We start from the raw sequence: 16,611 nt of genomic DNA on the forward strand, positions 1-16,611 counted from the left end.
GTAAATGTACGGGGTGGAGAGTCCACATCAATACGCCGATTTCAAAAAATATGTCAATATTTTTCGCAGAGTTTGCCACTCTATGTGAGAGCCTGTCTGCTATATTCAAAAACATTATAGCATTTGGATGGGCAAAAATCAATATCAACTAATATTTTAATATTGAGTAACCTGCAAGCCGACTGGTATAATACAGTCGGCTTGTTTAGTTTTTCACAGAATCATCAGCAAATTTATTTATCTTTACAATATGGGAAAAATACCCTTGACAAATCTCGTCTCAGAAGCGTATTCTTGAAACCTATGCAAAGCAGAACGGCTTTTCCAATCTGCGCTGGTACACGGACGACGGTTATTCTGGTGCGAACTTTCAAAGACCCGGTTTTCAAGCCATGCTTGCGGACATTGAAGCCGGAAAAGTCGGGACAGTTATCGTAAAGGATATGTCGAGGTTAGGGCGAAACTACCTGCAAGTGGGAATGTACACGGAAATGATTTTCCCACAGAAAGGTGTCCGCTTTATCGCTATCAATGACGGAGTGGACAGCGCACAAGGCGACAATGACTTTGCCCCGCTGCGGAATATCTTTAACGAATGGCTGGTGAGAGATACGAGCAAGAAAATCAAAGCAGTAAAACGCTCAAAAGGCATGAGTGGCAAGCCCATCACAAGCAAGCCTGTGTATGGCTACCTCATGGACGAGGACGAAAATTTCATTATTGACGAGGAAGCTGCACCCGTAGTCAAGCAGATATACAACCTCTGCCTTGCCGGGAACGGTCCGACTAAGATAGCCCGTATGCTCACAGAGCAGCAAATCCCCACGCCGGGGACGCTGGAATACCGTAGGACGGGCAGCACCCGCCGCTACCACCCCGGCTATGAGTGCAAGTGGGCGACCAATACCGTTGTGCATATCCTTGAAAACCGGGAATACACAGGCTGTCTGGTAAATTTCAAGACAGAAAAGCCCTCTTACAAAGTCAAGCACAGCGTAGAAAATCCCCCGGAGAAGCAAGTGATTTTCGAGAACCACCACGAGCCTATCATAGACACCCAGACATGGGAACGGGTGCAGGAACTTCGCAAGCAGCGCAAACGCCCCAACCGCTATGATGAAGTGGGCTTGTTCTCCGGCATACTGTTCTGTGCGGACTGCGGCAGCGTCATGTACCAGCAGCGATACCAGACGGACAAGCGCAAGCAGGACTGTTATATCTGCGGCAACTACAAGAAACGCACCCATGACTGTACGACGCACTTTATCCGCACCGACCTCTTGACCGCTGGTGTACTCTCCAATCTGCGGAAAGTGACAAGCTATGCGGCAAAGCATGAAGCCCGGTTTATGAAGCTCTTAATTGAGCAGAACGAGGACGGGGGCAAGCGCAGGAACGCCGCTAAGAAAAAGGAACTGGAAGCCGCTGAAAAGCGTATCGGTGAGCTTTCCGCCATTTTCAAGCGGCTGTATGAGGACAGCGTAAGCGGACGCATTTCTGACGAGCGTTTCACAGAGCTTTCGGCAGACTATGAAGCCGAACAGCAGGAATTGAAAGAGCGTGTTGCCAGAATACAGGCAGAGCTTTCTAAAGCGCAGGAAGCCACCGTAAACGCAGAAAAGTTTATGAACATTGTCCGCAAGCACATGAACTTTGAAGAACTGACCCACACCCTCTTGCGTGAGTTTGTAGAGAAAATCGTTGTGCATGAGTGCAGCTATGACGAGAACAAGACCCGCAGACAGGACATTGAGATTTATTATTCTTTTGTTGGCAAGGTGGACTTGCCCGAATAACCGCCCGACCTATCCGACACAATGCGCAAGTGCCGGATAGGAACGGCAAAATTTTTTACACTTCTATTACTTCTTTATCGCACATCAGTAAAAAGCCAGGGTATGAAACAGCTCATGGCTGGCGGCGGTATCGCAGTGGTAGGGATGACACTGATTCCGCTTCTGTCGGGCTTGTTCTAATCGTCCATGGACTGGTTATTTGGCTGGATAACAGACTGGATAAAACAGGGCTTAATCGACGCCATCACAGGACAATTTACAGGAATCTTTGAATCGGTCAACAACCAAGTAACCGATGTGGCCGCGCAGGTAGGCCAGACGCCCCAGGGCTGGAATGGCGGTGTTTTCAGTATGATCCAGACGCTATCGGAAACGGTAGTGCTGCCCATTGCCGGTATGATCTTAACTTTCGTGCTGGTGTATGAGCTGATCCAGATGATTCTTGAGAAAAACAACATGCACGAATTTGACACCTTCAACATCTTTAAGTGGGTGTTCAAGACCTTCGTTGCCACCTATCTGCTCACCAACTGTTTTACGATTGTGATGGCCGTATTCGATGTGGCGCAGACGGTTGTGGCGAACAGCGCGGGGATCATCAACGGAAATCTGGATGTGGCCGCGTCCATGGCCGACCTGGAAACACAGCTTCAAGCTATGGGGATTTGGGAACTGATCGGCCTATGGCTGGAAACCAATATCATCAACCTGTGCATGTGGATTTTGTCTATCGTGATTTTTGTGATCGTTTACGGAAGAATGATAGAAATTTATTTGACCGTGAGCATTGCGCCGATTCCTTTTTCCACACTTGCCAACCGCGAATGGGGCGCGATGGGGACCAATTACCTGCGCTCCCTGTTCGCCCTTGGCTTTCAGGGATTCCTTATCCTGATCTGCGTTGCGATTTACGCGGTGCTGGTCCAATCCATCCCATCTTCCAGCAGCGTACACGCCGCAATCTGGGGCACAGCAGGCTATACGGTGCTGCTGGCCTTTGCCCTGTTTAAGACAGGTTCGCTATCCAAATCTATTTTCAATGCACACTGACGTATGTTTTAAAAAGTAAAGGAGACATTTTATGAGTAATAACAATACTGCTGCAAATCCCACTGTCCCGGAAACAAGCGGGGACCTGCCTTTCAAGCTGGATGTGCGTGTCCGGCCTATCGCTCCTATGGGAAACCTGCTGGCCTACGCCAACGTCACCATCGGGGGCTGTTTTAAGATCGACGGCTTTCGGATCTGTTCCGGCGAAAAGGGGCTGTATGTCAATATGCCCTCCACCCAGGACAACAAAGGGAACTGGAGGGATGTCTGCTGGCCGGTGACGGCAGATTTTCGCCGCCAGCTTAATGAGGCGCTGATTGAAGGATACGGCGCGGCTATTGAAAACCTGCAGGCGACTTTGGAGGCTACGAAAGGCGCCGCGGAAAAGCCTTCGCTGACCGGGGCGCTGAAAGAGAACGCCGGTAAAGTGAAAAGCCAGCCGGTAAAGGCAGCCGCCGCCAAAGACGGTCCCTCCCGCTGATGCCGGAGACTAAAAAATACGGGATCATCTATGCGGACCCTCCCTGGCGTTACGATATGAAGCGGGGCCACGGGGTTGCGGAAAACCACTATCCCACAATGAGTATTGAAGAAATCTGCGCGCTTCCGGTTGCGGACCTTGCGGCCAAGGACAGCGCGCTTTTTCTTTGGGGTACATTTCCCCAGCTTAAAGAAGCGTTCCGTGTCATAGACGCCTGGGGATTCCAGTATAAAACACTGGCTTTCCTGTGGCTGAAACAAAACCGCAAAGCGGACACCTGGTTTTACGGTATGGGGTTCTGGACGCGCTCTAATGCGGAAGTGTGCCTTCTGGCTACCCGCGGCCATCCGAAACGGCAGAGCGCCGGAATCCATCAGTTTGTCATTTCCCATATCGAGCAGCACAGCAAAAAACCGGATATTGTGCGGGATAAGATCGTCAAGCTGATGGGCGACCAGCCCAGGGTAGAGCTTTTTGCCCGCCAGAAAACGTCGGGCTGGGATGTATGGGGCAACGAAGTCGATTGCACCATCACCCTCCCGGCGGGAAAGGAGGAAATTTGAGTTTGGAACAGGATGCAAAAAAACTGTTGATGGACAGACTGGACGATTGTCTGTCAATACACGCGGATATGCTGGACAGCACGAATATCGGCAGTATCTATGAATTGCAGGATTTGGCGGCCCTGCACTACTATCTGAAAGTTGAGCATGAATTTACGCCTGCGGAGGTAGAGGCTCTGCTGTCTTTTCAAGATCCGTTGGATGTGGCTCACTGGTGCTGGGAAGAAAACACACACGAACACAGTTTCCCGATTTGCGAATTGCTGGATAAAATCGACGCTTTCCAGAGGTTTGAACAGCTCAATGAGAAAACGTCCCCGGACCGGATGCTTGGCCTGATAAAACGCCTGGGACAAAATTGGGTAAGCCTTCGGGATGACTGGCTCTCCATGGATAAAGAGATACTGATTGAAAAGGTCCCGGAGATTGCGGCTGTGCAGGATGTCTACGCTTATATAACACAGGGTATGACCTTTGAAAAAAGCGAGGTGGAAGCGCTGCTGTCGCTGGAAAATCCTTTGAAATATCTTGCCGACAGATGGCCGAAGCCGGTATCTGACCTGATTGATATGGATGATCTTCTGGAGGAATATATCGGAGATATTCAGAGCAGCCCGGAATACCTTGCCCAGAAAGGGGAAGCAACGGCGCGGGAGTCGGTGCATGACCGGCTGCAAAAAGCCGCCCAGCGGGTAAGTACACAGGGTTCCCATGCAAAAGAAAGCCGAGATCCCCAGGTTCGGTAATGCCGACATTTTTTGATGATCTGATGGAAAAGCATTGTGTTTCCCCGGATGGCCTGCGTCATACGGGGAATTTATGATACGGAAAAGAAAGAAGGTGATTTTTTGCCCTATGTGCCAGTTCCAAAAGATTTGACGAAGGTTAAGACTAAAGTTGCCTTTAATCTGACGAAAAGGCAGCTTGTTTTTTTCAGCATTGCCGGGGCGGTTGGCCTGCCGGTGTATTTTCTCACCCGCACGGCGATTGGGAATACCGCTTCGGTGCTTTTGATGATCGGGCTTATGATGCCCTTTTTCTTTATGGCAATGTATGAGCGTGACGGCCAGCCCGCGGAGAAGATTCTGAAAAATATGATCCGTCACCGCCTGTGGCCGGAGACGCGCCCATACAAGACCCGGAACTTTTATAAAATCATGTCAAAGAAGGAGGAAATAAGTATTGCCAAAAACCAAACAGCAGGAAGCGCAGGAAAAGCGCCTGCAGGCAAACATCCAGCAGGCGCAAAAAAACCGGTCCGCAGTAAAAAAGGCCGGTAAAAAATCTGGGCCTCATGCAAAGCCGCCTGGCAAGGGCGGCTTTTTCAGTGGAGTAAAGCGGGACGCACCGCAGACAGCCCAGCAGACGATCCCCTACCGGGAGATCTATAAGGACGGGATCTGCCGCGTCAATGATAAGCTGTACACCAAGACCATTCAGTTTTTCGATATTAACTACCAGCTTGCCCAGGCGGACGATAAGGCGCAGATTTTCGAGAATTACTGTGATTTTCTCAATTACTTTGATTCCACGATCAGCGTCCAGCTCACCTTTATCAACCAGCGGGCCAATATGCAGGACTTTTCCAAAAGCATTGCGATCCCGCCCCAGGGGGACGAGTATGACGACATCCGGCGTGAGTACGCGGAGATGCTTAAAAACCAGCTCGAAAAAGGCAACAACGGCCTTGCCAAACGCAAGTATATCACTTTTGGCATTGAGGCGGACGACCTACGTACCGCCAAAATGCGGCTGGAACGCGTGGAAACGGATGTGCTGAACAACTTTAAGACCCTGGGCGTCCAGGCGGTCCCGTTAAGCGGGCTGGAACGGCTGGAGCTTCTGCACAGCCAGCTCCATCCAAGCGGCCAGGAGAAATTTAAGTTTGCCTGGAGCGACCTTGCCAAAACCGGCCTTTCCACAAAGGATTTTATCGCGCCCACCAGTTTTACCTTCTCCAAGGATGGCAAGACCTTCCGCATTGGGGAGTATTCCGGCGCCATGTCCTTTTTGCAGATCTTAGCGCCGGAGCTGACGGACCGGATGCTGGCCGAATTTCTGGACCTGGACGACGCAGTGACGGTCAACCTTCATATCCAGTCTATCGACCAGGCCACGGCGATCCGCAATATCAAGCGGAAAATGAGCGACCTGCAGAAAATGAAGATCGAGGAACAGAAAAAGGCGGTGCGGGCCGGATATGATATGGACATCATTCCCACGGACCTTGCCACCTACGGGGAGGAAGCCCAAAACCTGCTTCAAGACCTGCAGTCCCGGAATGAGCGTATGTTTTTGGTAACGGTGCTGGTGCAGAACATCGCCCCGAAAAGGCAAAAGCTGTTCAGTGACATTATGGCTGCCTCCGGCATTGCCCAAAAGTATAACTGCGCGCTGAAACGCCTGGACTACCAGCAGGAACAGGGCCTTATGTCCTCCCTGGCGCTGGGACAGAACCAGATCGAAATCCAGCGGGGACTTACCACCAGCAGCACCGCTATTTTCGTGCCCTTTACCACCTGTGAGTTGTTCCAGGATGGGCAGGCATTGTATTACGGCCTCAACGCCATTTCCTCAAACCTGATTATGGCGAAGCGCAAGCTGCTGAAAAACCCCAATGGACTGTTTCTTGGCACGCCCGGCAGCGGCAAATCATTCAGCGCCAAGCGCGAGATTGTCAACGTGTTCCTGCTGACGGATGATTCCATCATTATCGCGGACCCGGAAAATGAATATGGCCCGCTGGTAAAACGCTTTGGAAAACAGGGGCAGGTCATTGACCTTTCGCCTACTTCCTCTAATTATATCAATCCGCTGGACATCAACCTGGATTACAGCGATGACGAGAACCCCATTACATTAAAGAGCGATTTTGTTCTCTCTTTGTGTGATCTGATTATCGGCGGAAAGGATGGGCTTACCCCTATCGAGAAAACCATCATTGACCGCTGCACCCGCCTGGTGTACCGGGATTACCTGCAGGACCCCCGCCCGGAGAATATGCCAATCCTGGGGGACCTGTATGAGCTGCTTCGCAAACAGAGCGAGCCGGAGGCCCAGAATATCGCCACTGCCCTTGAAATCTATGTCAACGGCAGCTTAAATGTGTTCAACCACAGGAGCAATATCGACATGGACAGCCACCGCGTCCTGTGTTTCCAGCTTAAATCCCTGGGCAAAGCCTTAAAAGAGATCGGGCTGCTTATCATGCAGGATGCCGTGTGGAACCGCGTTACGGCCAACCGGGAGAAGCATAAAACGACTTGGTTCTATATTGATGAATTTCATCTCCTTCTCAAAGGCCAGACCGGTGCTTTTTCCGTTGAGATCTGGAAGCGTTTCAGAAAATGGGGCGGGATTCCAAGCGGCCTGACGCAGAACGTGAAGGATTTGCTGGCCTCCCGTGAGATCGAGAACATCTTTGAAAACTCGGATTTCATCTACATGCTGAACCAGGCCCAGGGCGACAGGCAGATTTTGGCGAAACAGCTTGGGATCAGCCCGACGCAGCTTTCCTATGTGACCCACAGCGGCCCCGGCGAGGGCCTTTTGTTTTTCGGGAATGTGATTATCCCCTTTGTCGATCACTTCCCGAAGGACACCAGCCTGTACCAGATCATGACGACCCGCCCGGAGGAAGTCGCGGAGGCCGGGACGTGATAACCTTCTTCACCGCCTGGCGTATGGGAGGTGATGCAGTTGCCAAGGGATGAAGAATTTAGGGCAAAAGAAAAGAAATTCCACAAGATGACCCGTGACGGGCTGGTGGAACGGGGCGCCGCTTCCGGCGAGGAAACCCGTATCAGCGGCCGGGAGCAGGATTTTGATTTGCGGCAGGCAAGGGATTCTCCTGACTCTTTGGAGGATTTGTCGGCCAAAGCCCGCCACACCCGGCAGCAAAGGCCGAAGGACGGAGACACCCCGCAGGCGGAACCGGTGGAAAATGGGGAGGCTTCCCCTTTGGAGGATTCGCGGCCACAGTCCCATGAGGACGCTCCGCAGGAGGAACCACGGGAAAAGCCTGGCAGCCGGCATACCCGCTATCAGCAGAAGTTTTCCGAGTCCAGCAGCGCCAGTGAAGCGGCCGCCGAGCAGCCCCGCACCTCGAAACTGCAATTTGCCGAGGACGAACTGCCGCCGGATGCCCCCGGCAAAAAGCTGGTGAAAGCCCGGCAGAAGGCGGAACGGACCGCCCGGAAGCTGGAACAGGCCGAAGGCAATCTTCCGGCCAGGCGGAAACTGCGGCTGGAGGTGGAGGTGGACGCTGCCACCGGCAATGCCAAACGGCACTTAAAATTTGAAAAAGAGGTGATTTCCCAACAGGAACACATAAAAGGCGCCAAGCCTCTGCGCCCGGTAAAAAAAGGCGCAAACGCGGCCATCGGATATGCCCACAAGAAGATCTATGAGAATGAGCATGAAAACGTGGGTATTGAAGCGGCCCACCGCACAGAGCTGGTGGCGGAGGGAGGGCTTCGCGCCCTGAACCACCGCCGGAAAACCGCCCCTTACCGTAAAGTGGCCCGGCTGCAGAAAAAGACGGTGAAAACCCGCGCAAGGGCGGCTTACCAGCAGGCCCTTCACGACACCCCCAAGCTGCAGAGCAATGTGTTTTCCCGCATGTGGCAGAAGCACCGCTTAAAAAGGGAGTACGCCAAGGCCGCCAGGACCGCCCGGCGCACCGGGCAGGCTGCCGGGAAAACGGCCGCTGTCACGAAAAAAGCCGGAGGCGCGGTTGGGCGTTTTGCCAGCCGCCACCCGGCCCTCTGCCTGATGGCGGCGCTGTTGTTCCTGATCGTCGTTCTGATTTTTTCGCTCTTTTCTTCCTGTTCCAGTATGGGGACGGGCGGGATCGGCGCGATTGCGGCGTCCAGCTATACCGCGGAAGATCAGGACATCAACAATGCCGAGCTGGTTTATACGGAATGGGAAACCGACCTGCAGATGCAGATTGACAATGCCGAAGCGGACCACCCCGGCTACGATGAATACCGCTACCATGTGGGCAATATCGGGCACAACCCCTTTGAGCTGATGGGATTCCTCACCGCGTCCTATCAAGCCTTCCAGTATGAGGATATTGAGGCCGTGCTGCAGGAGATCTTTGCCGAGCAGTATTCCCTCGCATTTGTGGAGGAAGTGGAGACCCGCACCCGCACGGAAACCCGGACGGACCCCAGTACCGGCGAGACTTATGAGGTAGAAGTGGCCTACGAGTGGCGGATTCTCAATATCAACCTGACGGCCAAATCCTTTACGGACGTGATCGCCGCCCGTATGGACACGGAACAGGCCCAGCTTTTTAATATCCTGATGATGACGAAGGGCAACCGCCAGTATGTCTCTAACGTGTTTGGCGATACCAACTGGCTCCCTTATGTCACAAGCTACTATGGCTACCGCGTCCACCCCATCAGCGGAGAAAAGAACTATCATAAGGCGGTGGATATTGGGATGCCCCAGGGCACGGAGATTTTGGCCGGGCATGACGGTGTGGTAACGCAGGCCGGGGAAGCAGGCAGCTACGGGCTGATTGCGGTGCTGGAGGGCGCCATGGAGGACGGGCGGACCCTTACCACAAAATACGCCCACTGCTCGGAACTTCTGGTGTCTGCCGGGCAGGAAGTCAAACAGGGGGATGTCATTGCCAAAGTGGGCAGCACCGGTGATTCCACCGGGCCGCACCTTCACCTGGAAGTGCTGGTGGATGGGCAGTACCTTAATCCCCTGTATTTTACCGATACCGGCGACCATACCGGAACCAGCCTGATCCCTGGAAGCGCGGGCGGACCGGAAATCCCCGCATATCCCGGCGCTCCTATGGGCGATGGCGATTATGCGGCGCTGATTACGGAGGCGCAGAAACATCTCGGAAAGCCTTATGTGTTCGGCGCTTCGGGACCAAACAGCTTTGATTGCAGCGGCTTTGTTTCCTATGTCCTCAATCAGAGCGGTGTTGCCAGTGTGGGACGCTCCACAGCCCAGGGGCTTTTCAACATGAGCACCCCTGTTTCCAGAGAGAACGCCCAGCCGGGAGACCTGATTTTCTTCACCGGCACCTATTCGGCGGGCACGCCTGTAACCCATGTAGGGATCTATATTGGCAACGGGCAGATGATCCATGCCGGGGACCCGGTGCAGTATGCCAATATCAATACATCCTACTGGACCGAACATTTTTACGCATTTGGGCGTATCTCAACCAATTAAAGATCGGAGGTAATAAATTGAATCCCAAAATTGACAAACTCGCAAGGGATATAGAAAAAACGGAAAAGAAAATCGCAGACCTGCAAAAAAAGCTGGAGCTTTTCAAAGAGGAAAAGACCCGGCTGGAGAACGAGGATTACGGCGATATTGGCCGTGATTTCCACATGACCCCGAAGGAGCTGGCGGAATTTTTGAAGGCGCACAGGGCTGGGACCCTTACGGTCCCGGAGGCCGCCCCTCCTGCGGGAGAACAGGAGGCCGGCCATGAAGAATAAAGTGAGGAATGTTCTGGCGGCGCTTGTGCTTTGCATGAGCGCCGTTGCCCTGCCTGTCACCGCTTACGCTTCCACGGGCAGCGATACCACGCCGCCCACCCTTACCGCGGCCTTAAAGGACGATAAGCTGGCGGTGGAGGCCAGCGATGATATGTCCGGCGTGGAGGCGGTGTATGTGGACGATACCCGTATCAACAGCCTTGTCAACGGCAAGGGTACCGTGGCCTTGAAGGATTATGCCGGGGACGGCAAGGAAGTGACGGTTTACGCGGTGGACTATTCCGGCAATCGCTCAAAAGAGGTAAAGCTGGATAACCCTTATTATGAGGAACCGGCGCAGACCCAGGCGGCTTCCTCTGCCGCGCCCCTATCTTCCGGTGGGGAGACCCAGGCTGCGCCTTCCACGACCCCCGCGCCTTCTCCTTCGGCAAACAATGCGTCCAACAGTGCAAGCAATTCGGAAAGCAGCCAGGCCGCCCAGACCCCTTCGACCTCCCAGGCAGAAACAGAGGCTTCTTCTGAAAGCCCTGCCGCGGAGGACGAAACGGAGTCGGCTGTGCCGGAAGGGGCATTTACCCCGGAAGGCACCGGCACGGTCCTGGACTCAGCCACCGGGCAGGAAGATGATAAGCAGTTTTATACCATCACCACCGCAGACGGAAATGTGTTTTACCTTATCATTGACGGGAAGCGGGATTCGGAAAACGTCTACTTCCTGAATGGCGTTACGGAGGAAGATCTGCTCTCCCTGGCCCAGCAGGATAATGGCGGCGAAAGCGCCATTGAGGTTGTCACCTGCAACTGTACGGAAAAATGCGAGGCGGGCGCGGTGAATACCGATTGCCCGGTCTGCAAAAATGACCTGAACGGCTGCCTGGGCAAAGTGATGGAAGAACCGGCGCCGGAAGAAACCGAACAGCCGGAAGCAGAGCCGGAGAAATCCGGCGGCAATACCGGCATGATTATCTTCCTGGTGATCGCTCTTGCGGCCGCTGGCGGGCTGGGCTACTACTTCAAGATCGTGCGCCCGAAACAGCAGGCGGCTATGGACGAGGACGAGTTCGAGGATGACGGTTACGGTGAGGATGATGAAACCAACGAGGCATACGGGGAACCGGATTACCTTACCGAAGATGATTTTGACGACAAGGACAGCAAATAAGGCTGTCCTTTATTTTTAAGAAAGTGAGGATTTTTCATGGAGAAAACAAAAACGTGCCGCCGCGGTCTGAAACGGCTGCTGGCCTTTCTTCTCAGCGCGCTGTGCCTCCTGGGGCTGCTGCCTATGTCTGCCTTTGCCATGGAGCCGGGGCAGACGGCAAGCTCCTGGCTGGGCGATCAGTATGTGGGTTCTGACGGGCAGCATTACTACTCGCCCGCGCCCTACACCTACCTGGTCTACAATTCCGATGGGACCATGGATGTACGCACCAGCTCCGGCGGCAGTGCTTACCGCCACTATATGCTGACCGTTTCCGATGGAAGCAGCCATCAGGTTTATTGTGTGGAGAGCGGGATTCCCTACAATACCTCTGATAATACCTATACATCAGAGAGCGGGACGAACAGCCAATACTTAAACCTGCTTCCTTCTGAGGCCAGACGGGGCATTACCCTGACTGCGATCTATGGCTGGAAGCCGGGCGCAAGCCTTCCGGTTTCCGGTATCAATGAGGATGATTATAAGATGGCGACCCAGATTATCCTCTGGGAATACCAGCAGCAGCTCCGCAGCGACCCATACAGCCGCCACGGAAACGGCCATGCGTCAGCGGACCAGTATTACAGCGTGATCGCCGGGCGCCCTGCGGAAAAAGCGTACAACTGGATCTTAGAGCAGGTGGCTTCCCATTCTACGGTCCCCTCTTTTACTTCTTCCAGTAAAGACGGGGCGCCGGAACTGGAACTGAAATGGGATTCGGAACAAAGAGTTTATACCCTGACCGTTGCCGATACGAATAACCTGGGGATCGACCTGGATCTGCTTTCCGGCAGCGGCGTGTCTGTCACAAGGAACGGCAATCAGTATACCTTCACAAGCAAGGATATGATTATGGACCCTGTGACGTTTGAATTTCGGAAAGATATTCCGGTTGCCAATGATATGCTGATCTGGGGCAGGCCCGGCTACCAGACCATGATGACCGGAGCCAGTGACCCGGTATCATTTTTTGTAAAGATCAAGACAGAAACCTATGGCACCGCAAAACTTGTCAAAACCAGCGAGGACGGCATTGTGTCCGGGATTTCCTTCAACATTTCCGGTACGGATCTTCTTGGAAATGAAATCAATGAGAACGTGACAACCGGGGAAAACGGGCAGATTGAAAAGAAGCTCCTTCCCGGCACTTATCTTGTGACAGAAATCCCGGTTGACCGCTATGTAACGCCTGCCTCGCAATATGTCACCATTGAAAGCGGCCAGACTTCCACCGTCCATTTCAGCAACATTTTGAAGAAATTCCGTGTCCATGTGGTAAAGAGCGATGCAGATACGGGAACGGCCCAGGGGGATGCGACCCTTGCCGGAGCGACTTACGGGATCTATAACAATGGTGAACTGGTAGATACCTACACTACGGATGCGGACGGCAGCTTTATGACCCGTTACTATGTATGCGGGGACGCCTGGACGATCCGGGAAATCTCACCCAGCACCGGGTACCTGCTCAACGAAACTGTCTACGAAGTCGGCGCTTCCCCTTCCCTGTATGAGATTGAGCTGAATACAGCGGAAAGCCAGGTCACAGAAACGGTGATCTACGGGAATATCCAGCTTGTGAAGCATACCGATGAGATGGACCCGGATGTGCCGGAGGATGAAAACACCGGAGAACCCAATGAGGGTGTAGTGGAACGCCCGGAGGAAGGCGCAGTATTTGAGATTTACTTAAAGGCCGCAGGCAGCTATGACAACGCAAAGGAAAGTGAGCGCGATCTGCTCACAACGGACAGCGATGGGTTTGCCGCTTCTAAACAGCTTCCTTACGGACACTATACCGTACACCAGGTTGCCGGTGAGGAAGGGAAAGGGTTTGTACCGGACTTTACGGTCTTTATTTCTTCCAATGGGGAAACATACAGCTATATCCTGAATAACCGTACCATTACGGCCCGCCTGAAGGTGGAAAAATGCGATGCGGAGACAGGGAATATCATTCCCATGACCGGAACCGGCTTCAAGATCAAAGACCTTTCCACCGGGGAATTTATCACCCAGGATGTCTACTACCCGAACCCGGAGACTCTTGATACTTTCTATGTTTCGGACGAAGGCTGGCTGATGCTGCCGGAACCTCTGCCTGTGGGGAATTACGAACTGCATGAGGTGGCTGCGCCATACGGCTATGTGTTATCCAATGAGCCTGTGCCTTTTACCATTGACGGCAGCGAGGCGACTGTAACCGTTACACAGTACAATATGCCGCAGAAAGGCCAGCTCACCATTACAAAGACCGGCGAGGTATTTGCTTCTGTCCAGGAAAACGATGGCCTCTATCAGCCGGTGTACGAGGTCCGGGGACTTCCCGGCGCAGTCTATGATGTGATTGCCGACGAAGATATTTATACCGGGGACGGTACCCTGCGGGTGGCAAAAGATACGGTAGTCGCTACCCTTACCACCGGGGAGGATGGAACGGCGGTCAGCGAACCGCAATACCTGGGCCGCTACCGTCTGGAGGAACGCCAGGCGCCGGAAGGCATGGTGCTGGACCCCACACCGATTTATACCGAGCTTACCTATGCCGGTCAGGATGTAGAGATCACCCAGGCGGCCATCGGGCTTTATGATGAACGCCAGAAGGTAGAGATCGACCTTCTGAAATCCCTGGAAACGGACGAAACCTTTGGCATTGGGCTTGGCGAGGAATACAAGGATATTTCCTTTGGCCTGTACGCTTCGGAGGACCTGACTGCCCTGGATGGCAGCGTGATTCCCGCGGGCGGGCTTCTGGAAGTCGTGGCGGTTGCGCCGGTAGAGGACGCGCCCGGCCAGTATTCGGCTGCCTTTGCCTCCGACCTGCCTTTTGGCAGCTTCTATGTCCAGGAGCGCACCACCAATGAGGCATTTGTGCTTTCCAATCAACAGTACCCGGTAGTCTTTGCGTATGCCGGGCAGGAAACCGCCCTGGTAACGATTGCGGTCAATGACGGCGAGGCCATTTCCAATGAAATGATCCGCGGGCGCATTGACGGTGTGAAATACGGCGAGGATCCCGAAGGCGGTGAGGACCTTACCCTGGAGGGCGCGCTGATCGGCCTGTTTGCTCCCGGCACGGAGGAATTTACCGAGGAAAATGCCCTCCTTGTGACAACTTCCGTGGAAAACGGCGCCTTCTCCTTTGAGGATGTGCCTTTCGGCCATTGGATCATCAAGGAAATTTCCAGCCCTTCGGCCCTGTACTCCATCAGCCCGGAACAGCACCATGTCTATATCGGCACCGATGGGCAGACCATTGAAATCGAGATCGACAATACCCTGATCCACGGTACGGTGCAGGTCATCAAGACCGAGGCTGTGGACGAATTGAAGTCTATCCAGGAGGACGAGGAAAACACTTCTGAAAGTGAGGCTGGCGAGACGGAAGAAAGCGCCGCTGATGATACCGGCGAGGACACTGCGGACAATCCATTCCTCCACCGGCTGCCCGGCGCTGTCTTTGAGCTTTATGAGGACACCAACGGCGATAAGGCATTTGATGAAGGCGACGCCCTGATCGGGGAGCTGACGGAAACCGATGAAGGTTTCCATGAATTGAGCGGCCTCTTGGCAAAGGGCTATTTTGTCAAAGAGAAAACTGCCCCGGAAGGCCACAAGCTGGACCCCAATGCTTATTACTTTGAGATCACCACGGACGGGCAGGTTGTCGTTGTGGAAAATGGTGAGGCTGGCCGCGGCTTTGTGAATGAGGCTTACCGCGGCAACCTGAAAATCACAAAAGATTCCAGCGATGGTCGCAAGGACGGCTTTGCCTTTGAGGTGAAAAGTGAGGATGGCACCTACTGCGAGACTTTCACAAGCCCGGAGGATGGTATCATCCTGATCGAAGGGCTGCGCGTGGGCAAATACACTGTGACCGAGGTTAAGAATAAGGCCAGTGAGGACTATATCATCCCGGATGGCGCTACGGTGGAGATCAAGGCCGATGAAACCGCCGAAGTGAGCTTCTTCAATGAAAAGCCGGAGGAAGAAACCCCGGAAACGCCTGATACGCCAGATACCCCGAATAACCCGACAACGCCTTCCAATCCTTCCAAGCCGGTCCCGCAGACAGGCGATGATTATAACCTGTATATCTGGATCGGCGTGCTGGGCGCGGCGGTGATCGGAAGCGGTGTTGCCCTTTTCCTGTGCGCTTACAAGAAAAAAGGCCAGAAGTCCAGTACCGGGCGCCGCAGAGCGGCAACGGGTGTGCTTCTGATCTGCATTGCCATGGCGGTAGGCAGCGGCTTTATGCTGGCGCGGGAAATCGGCCAGTACAAGGAAAGCGCCGATACCTATGCCGGGCTTTCGGAATATGTCACCCCGGCTGAAACGGATGGGGAAAATGGGAACGCGGAGGCGCCGGAGGAAACCGGCGCTTCCTCCATTTCTCTGCCCACGGTGGACTTTGAAAGCCTGCTGGCCCAGGGGCCGGATGTCAAGGCATGGCTGGAGCTTCCCGGCACGGTCATTCAGTACCCGGTGGCCCAGGGCGAGGATAACAGCTACTACCTGAAACACCTGTATGACGGTACGGCAAACAAGGTGGGCTGTCTGTTCATCGACTATGAAAACGCGGAGGATTTTTCCGACAACAACACGATCATCTATGGGCACAACATGCGGGACGGCTCTATGTTCTCCACGCTGGTGGAATACAAAGCGCAGGCTTATTATGACGAACATCCGGAAATGTACCTGGTAACGCCGGAAGGCGGTTATGTGGTCGAGGTGTTTTCCGCATTTGTGGCAAGCCCGGAGGAATCCGGCAGCGAAACTTCTCCCTGGGCGCTGGAATGGAAAGACAGCGGCGCTTATACGACCTGGCTTTCCGCAATGCAGGAGCGTTCTGTGATCGAAACGGGCGTCTCCGTCACTTCCAGCGACAAGGTGCTGACCCTTTCCACCTGTACCAATGGCGGCGCTGACCGCTTTATCGTCATGGGCAGGCTGGTAGATGTAACTGAATAACAATTTTTCATAAGATGGCGCGGGATGCCGGATGCTCCCGCGCCTATCTCTATATATGGAG

The 16,611-nt window shown here is 53.7% G+C and carries 11 protein-coding genes and 1 pseudogene; all 12 read left to right on the forward strand.

The window, feature by feature from the left end:
- Positions 1-272: 272 nt before the first annotated feature.
- The 12 genes and pseudogenes from LK436_RS01335 to srtB all read left to right on the forward strand — a co-directional run bounded on the left by LK436_RS01335 (position 273) and on the right by srtB (position 16,550).
- On the forward strand, positions 273-1,796 hold the full coding sequence (locus LK436_RS01335) for a recombinase family protein (protein WP_083794699.1): 1,524 nt from the start codon (positions 273-275) through the stop codon (positions 1,794-1,796).
- Positions 1,797-1,886: 90 nt separating this feature from the next.
- Positions 1,887-1,976: pseudogene (locus LK436_RS18485) on the forward strand (Maff2 family mobile element protein); the annotation flags it as partial.
- 6 nt (positions 1,977-1,982) lie between these two features.
- The gene (locus LK436_RS01345) at positions 1,983-2,846 is read left to right on the forward strand and encodes a VirB6/TrbL-like conjugal transfer protein, CD1112 family (RefSeq protein ID WP_008394466.1); all 864 of its coding nucleotides are present in this window, start codon (positions 1,983-1,985) and stop codon (positions 2,844-2,846) included.
- Positions 2,847-2,877: 31 nt separating this feature from the next.
- On the forward strand, positions 2,878-3,327 hold the full coding sequence (locus LK436_RS01350) for a SpoVG family protein (protein WP_008394467.1): 450 nt from the start codon (positions 2,878-2,880) through the stop codon (positions 3,325-3,327).
- Positions 3,327-3,890 carry an MT-A70 family methyltransferase gene (locus LK436_RS01355; RefSeq protein ID WP_008394469.1) on the forward strand — a complete coding sequence of 188 codons (564 nt, stop codon included), beginning with the start codon at positions 3,327-3,329 and terminating at the stop codon, positions 3,888-3,890. The genes LK436_RS01350 and LK436_RS01355 overlap by 1 nt, the downstream gene beginning before the upstream one ends.
- A 2-nt stretch (positions 3,891-3,892) precedes the next feature.
- Positions 3,893-4,636, forward strand: coding sequence for a hypothetical protein (locus LK436_RS01360; protein ID WP_227910147.1), 744 nt, complete (start codon positions 3,893-3,895; stop codon positions 4,634-4,636).
- Positions 4,637-4,738: 102 nt separating this feature from the next.
- A complete protein-coding gene (locus LK436_RS01365; RefSeq protein WP_044930412.1) occupies positions 4,739-5,170 on the forward strand; it encodes a PrgI family protein in 432 nt (143 codons plus the stop codon).
- The gene (locus LK436_RS01370; RefSeq protein WP_008394472.1) at positions 5,073-7,550 is read left to right on the forward strand and encodes a VirB4-like conjugal transfer ATPase, CD1110 family; all 2,478 of its coding nucleotides are present in this window, start codon (positions 5,073-5,075) and stop codon (positions 7,548-7,550) included. Before LK436_RS01365 ends, LK436_RS01370 begins: the two co-directional genes overlap by 98 nt.
- Positions 7,551-7,583: 33 nt before the next feature.
- A complete protein-coding gene (locus LK436_RS01375; RefSeq protein ID WP_008394473.1) occupies positions 7,584-10,100 on the forward strand; it encodes a M23 family metallopeptidase in 2,517 nt (838 codons plus the stop codon).
- A 17-nt stretch (positions 10,101-10,117) separates the two neighbouring features.
- Positions 10,118-10,375, forward strand: a complete 258-nt coding sequence (locus tag LK436_RS01380) for a DUF4315 family protein (RefSeq protein ID WP_008394475.1) — start codon at positions 10,118-10,120, stop codon at positions 10,373-10,375.
- Positions 10,365-11,537: a DUF4366 domain-containing protein gene (locus LK436_RS01385; RefSeq protein ID WP_008394477.1), complete on the forward strand. Its 1,173-nt coding sequence runs from the start codon at positions 10,365-10,367 to the stop codon at positions 11,535-11,537. The genes LK436_RS01380 and LK436_RS01385 overlap by 11 nt, the downstream gene beginning before the upstream one ends.
- Positions 11,538-11,573: 36 nt before the next feature.
- Positions 11,574-16,550 carry a class B sortase gene (gene srtB / locus LK436_RS01390; protein ID WP_008394479.1) on the forward strand — a complete coding sequence of 1,659 codons (4,977 nt, stop codon included), beginning with the start codon at positions 11,574-11,576 and terminating at the stop codon, positions 16,548-16,550.
- The last annotated feature ends 61 nt before the right edge of the window (positions 16,551-16,611 follow it).

This window comes from Clostridium sp. M62/1 (genome assembly GCF_020736365.1).
Lineage (GTDB): Bacteria > Bacillota > Clostridia > Lachnospirales > Lachnospiraceae > Otoolea > Otoolea saccharolyticum_A.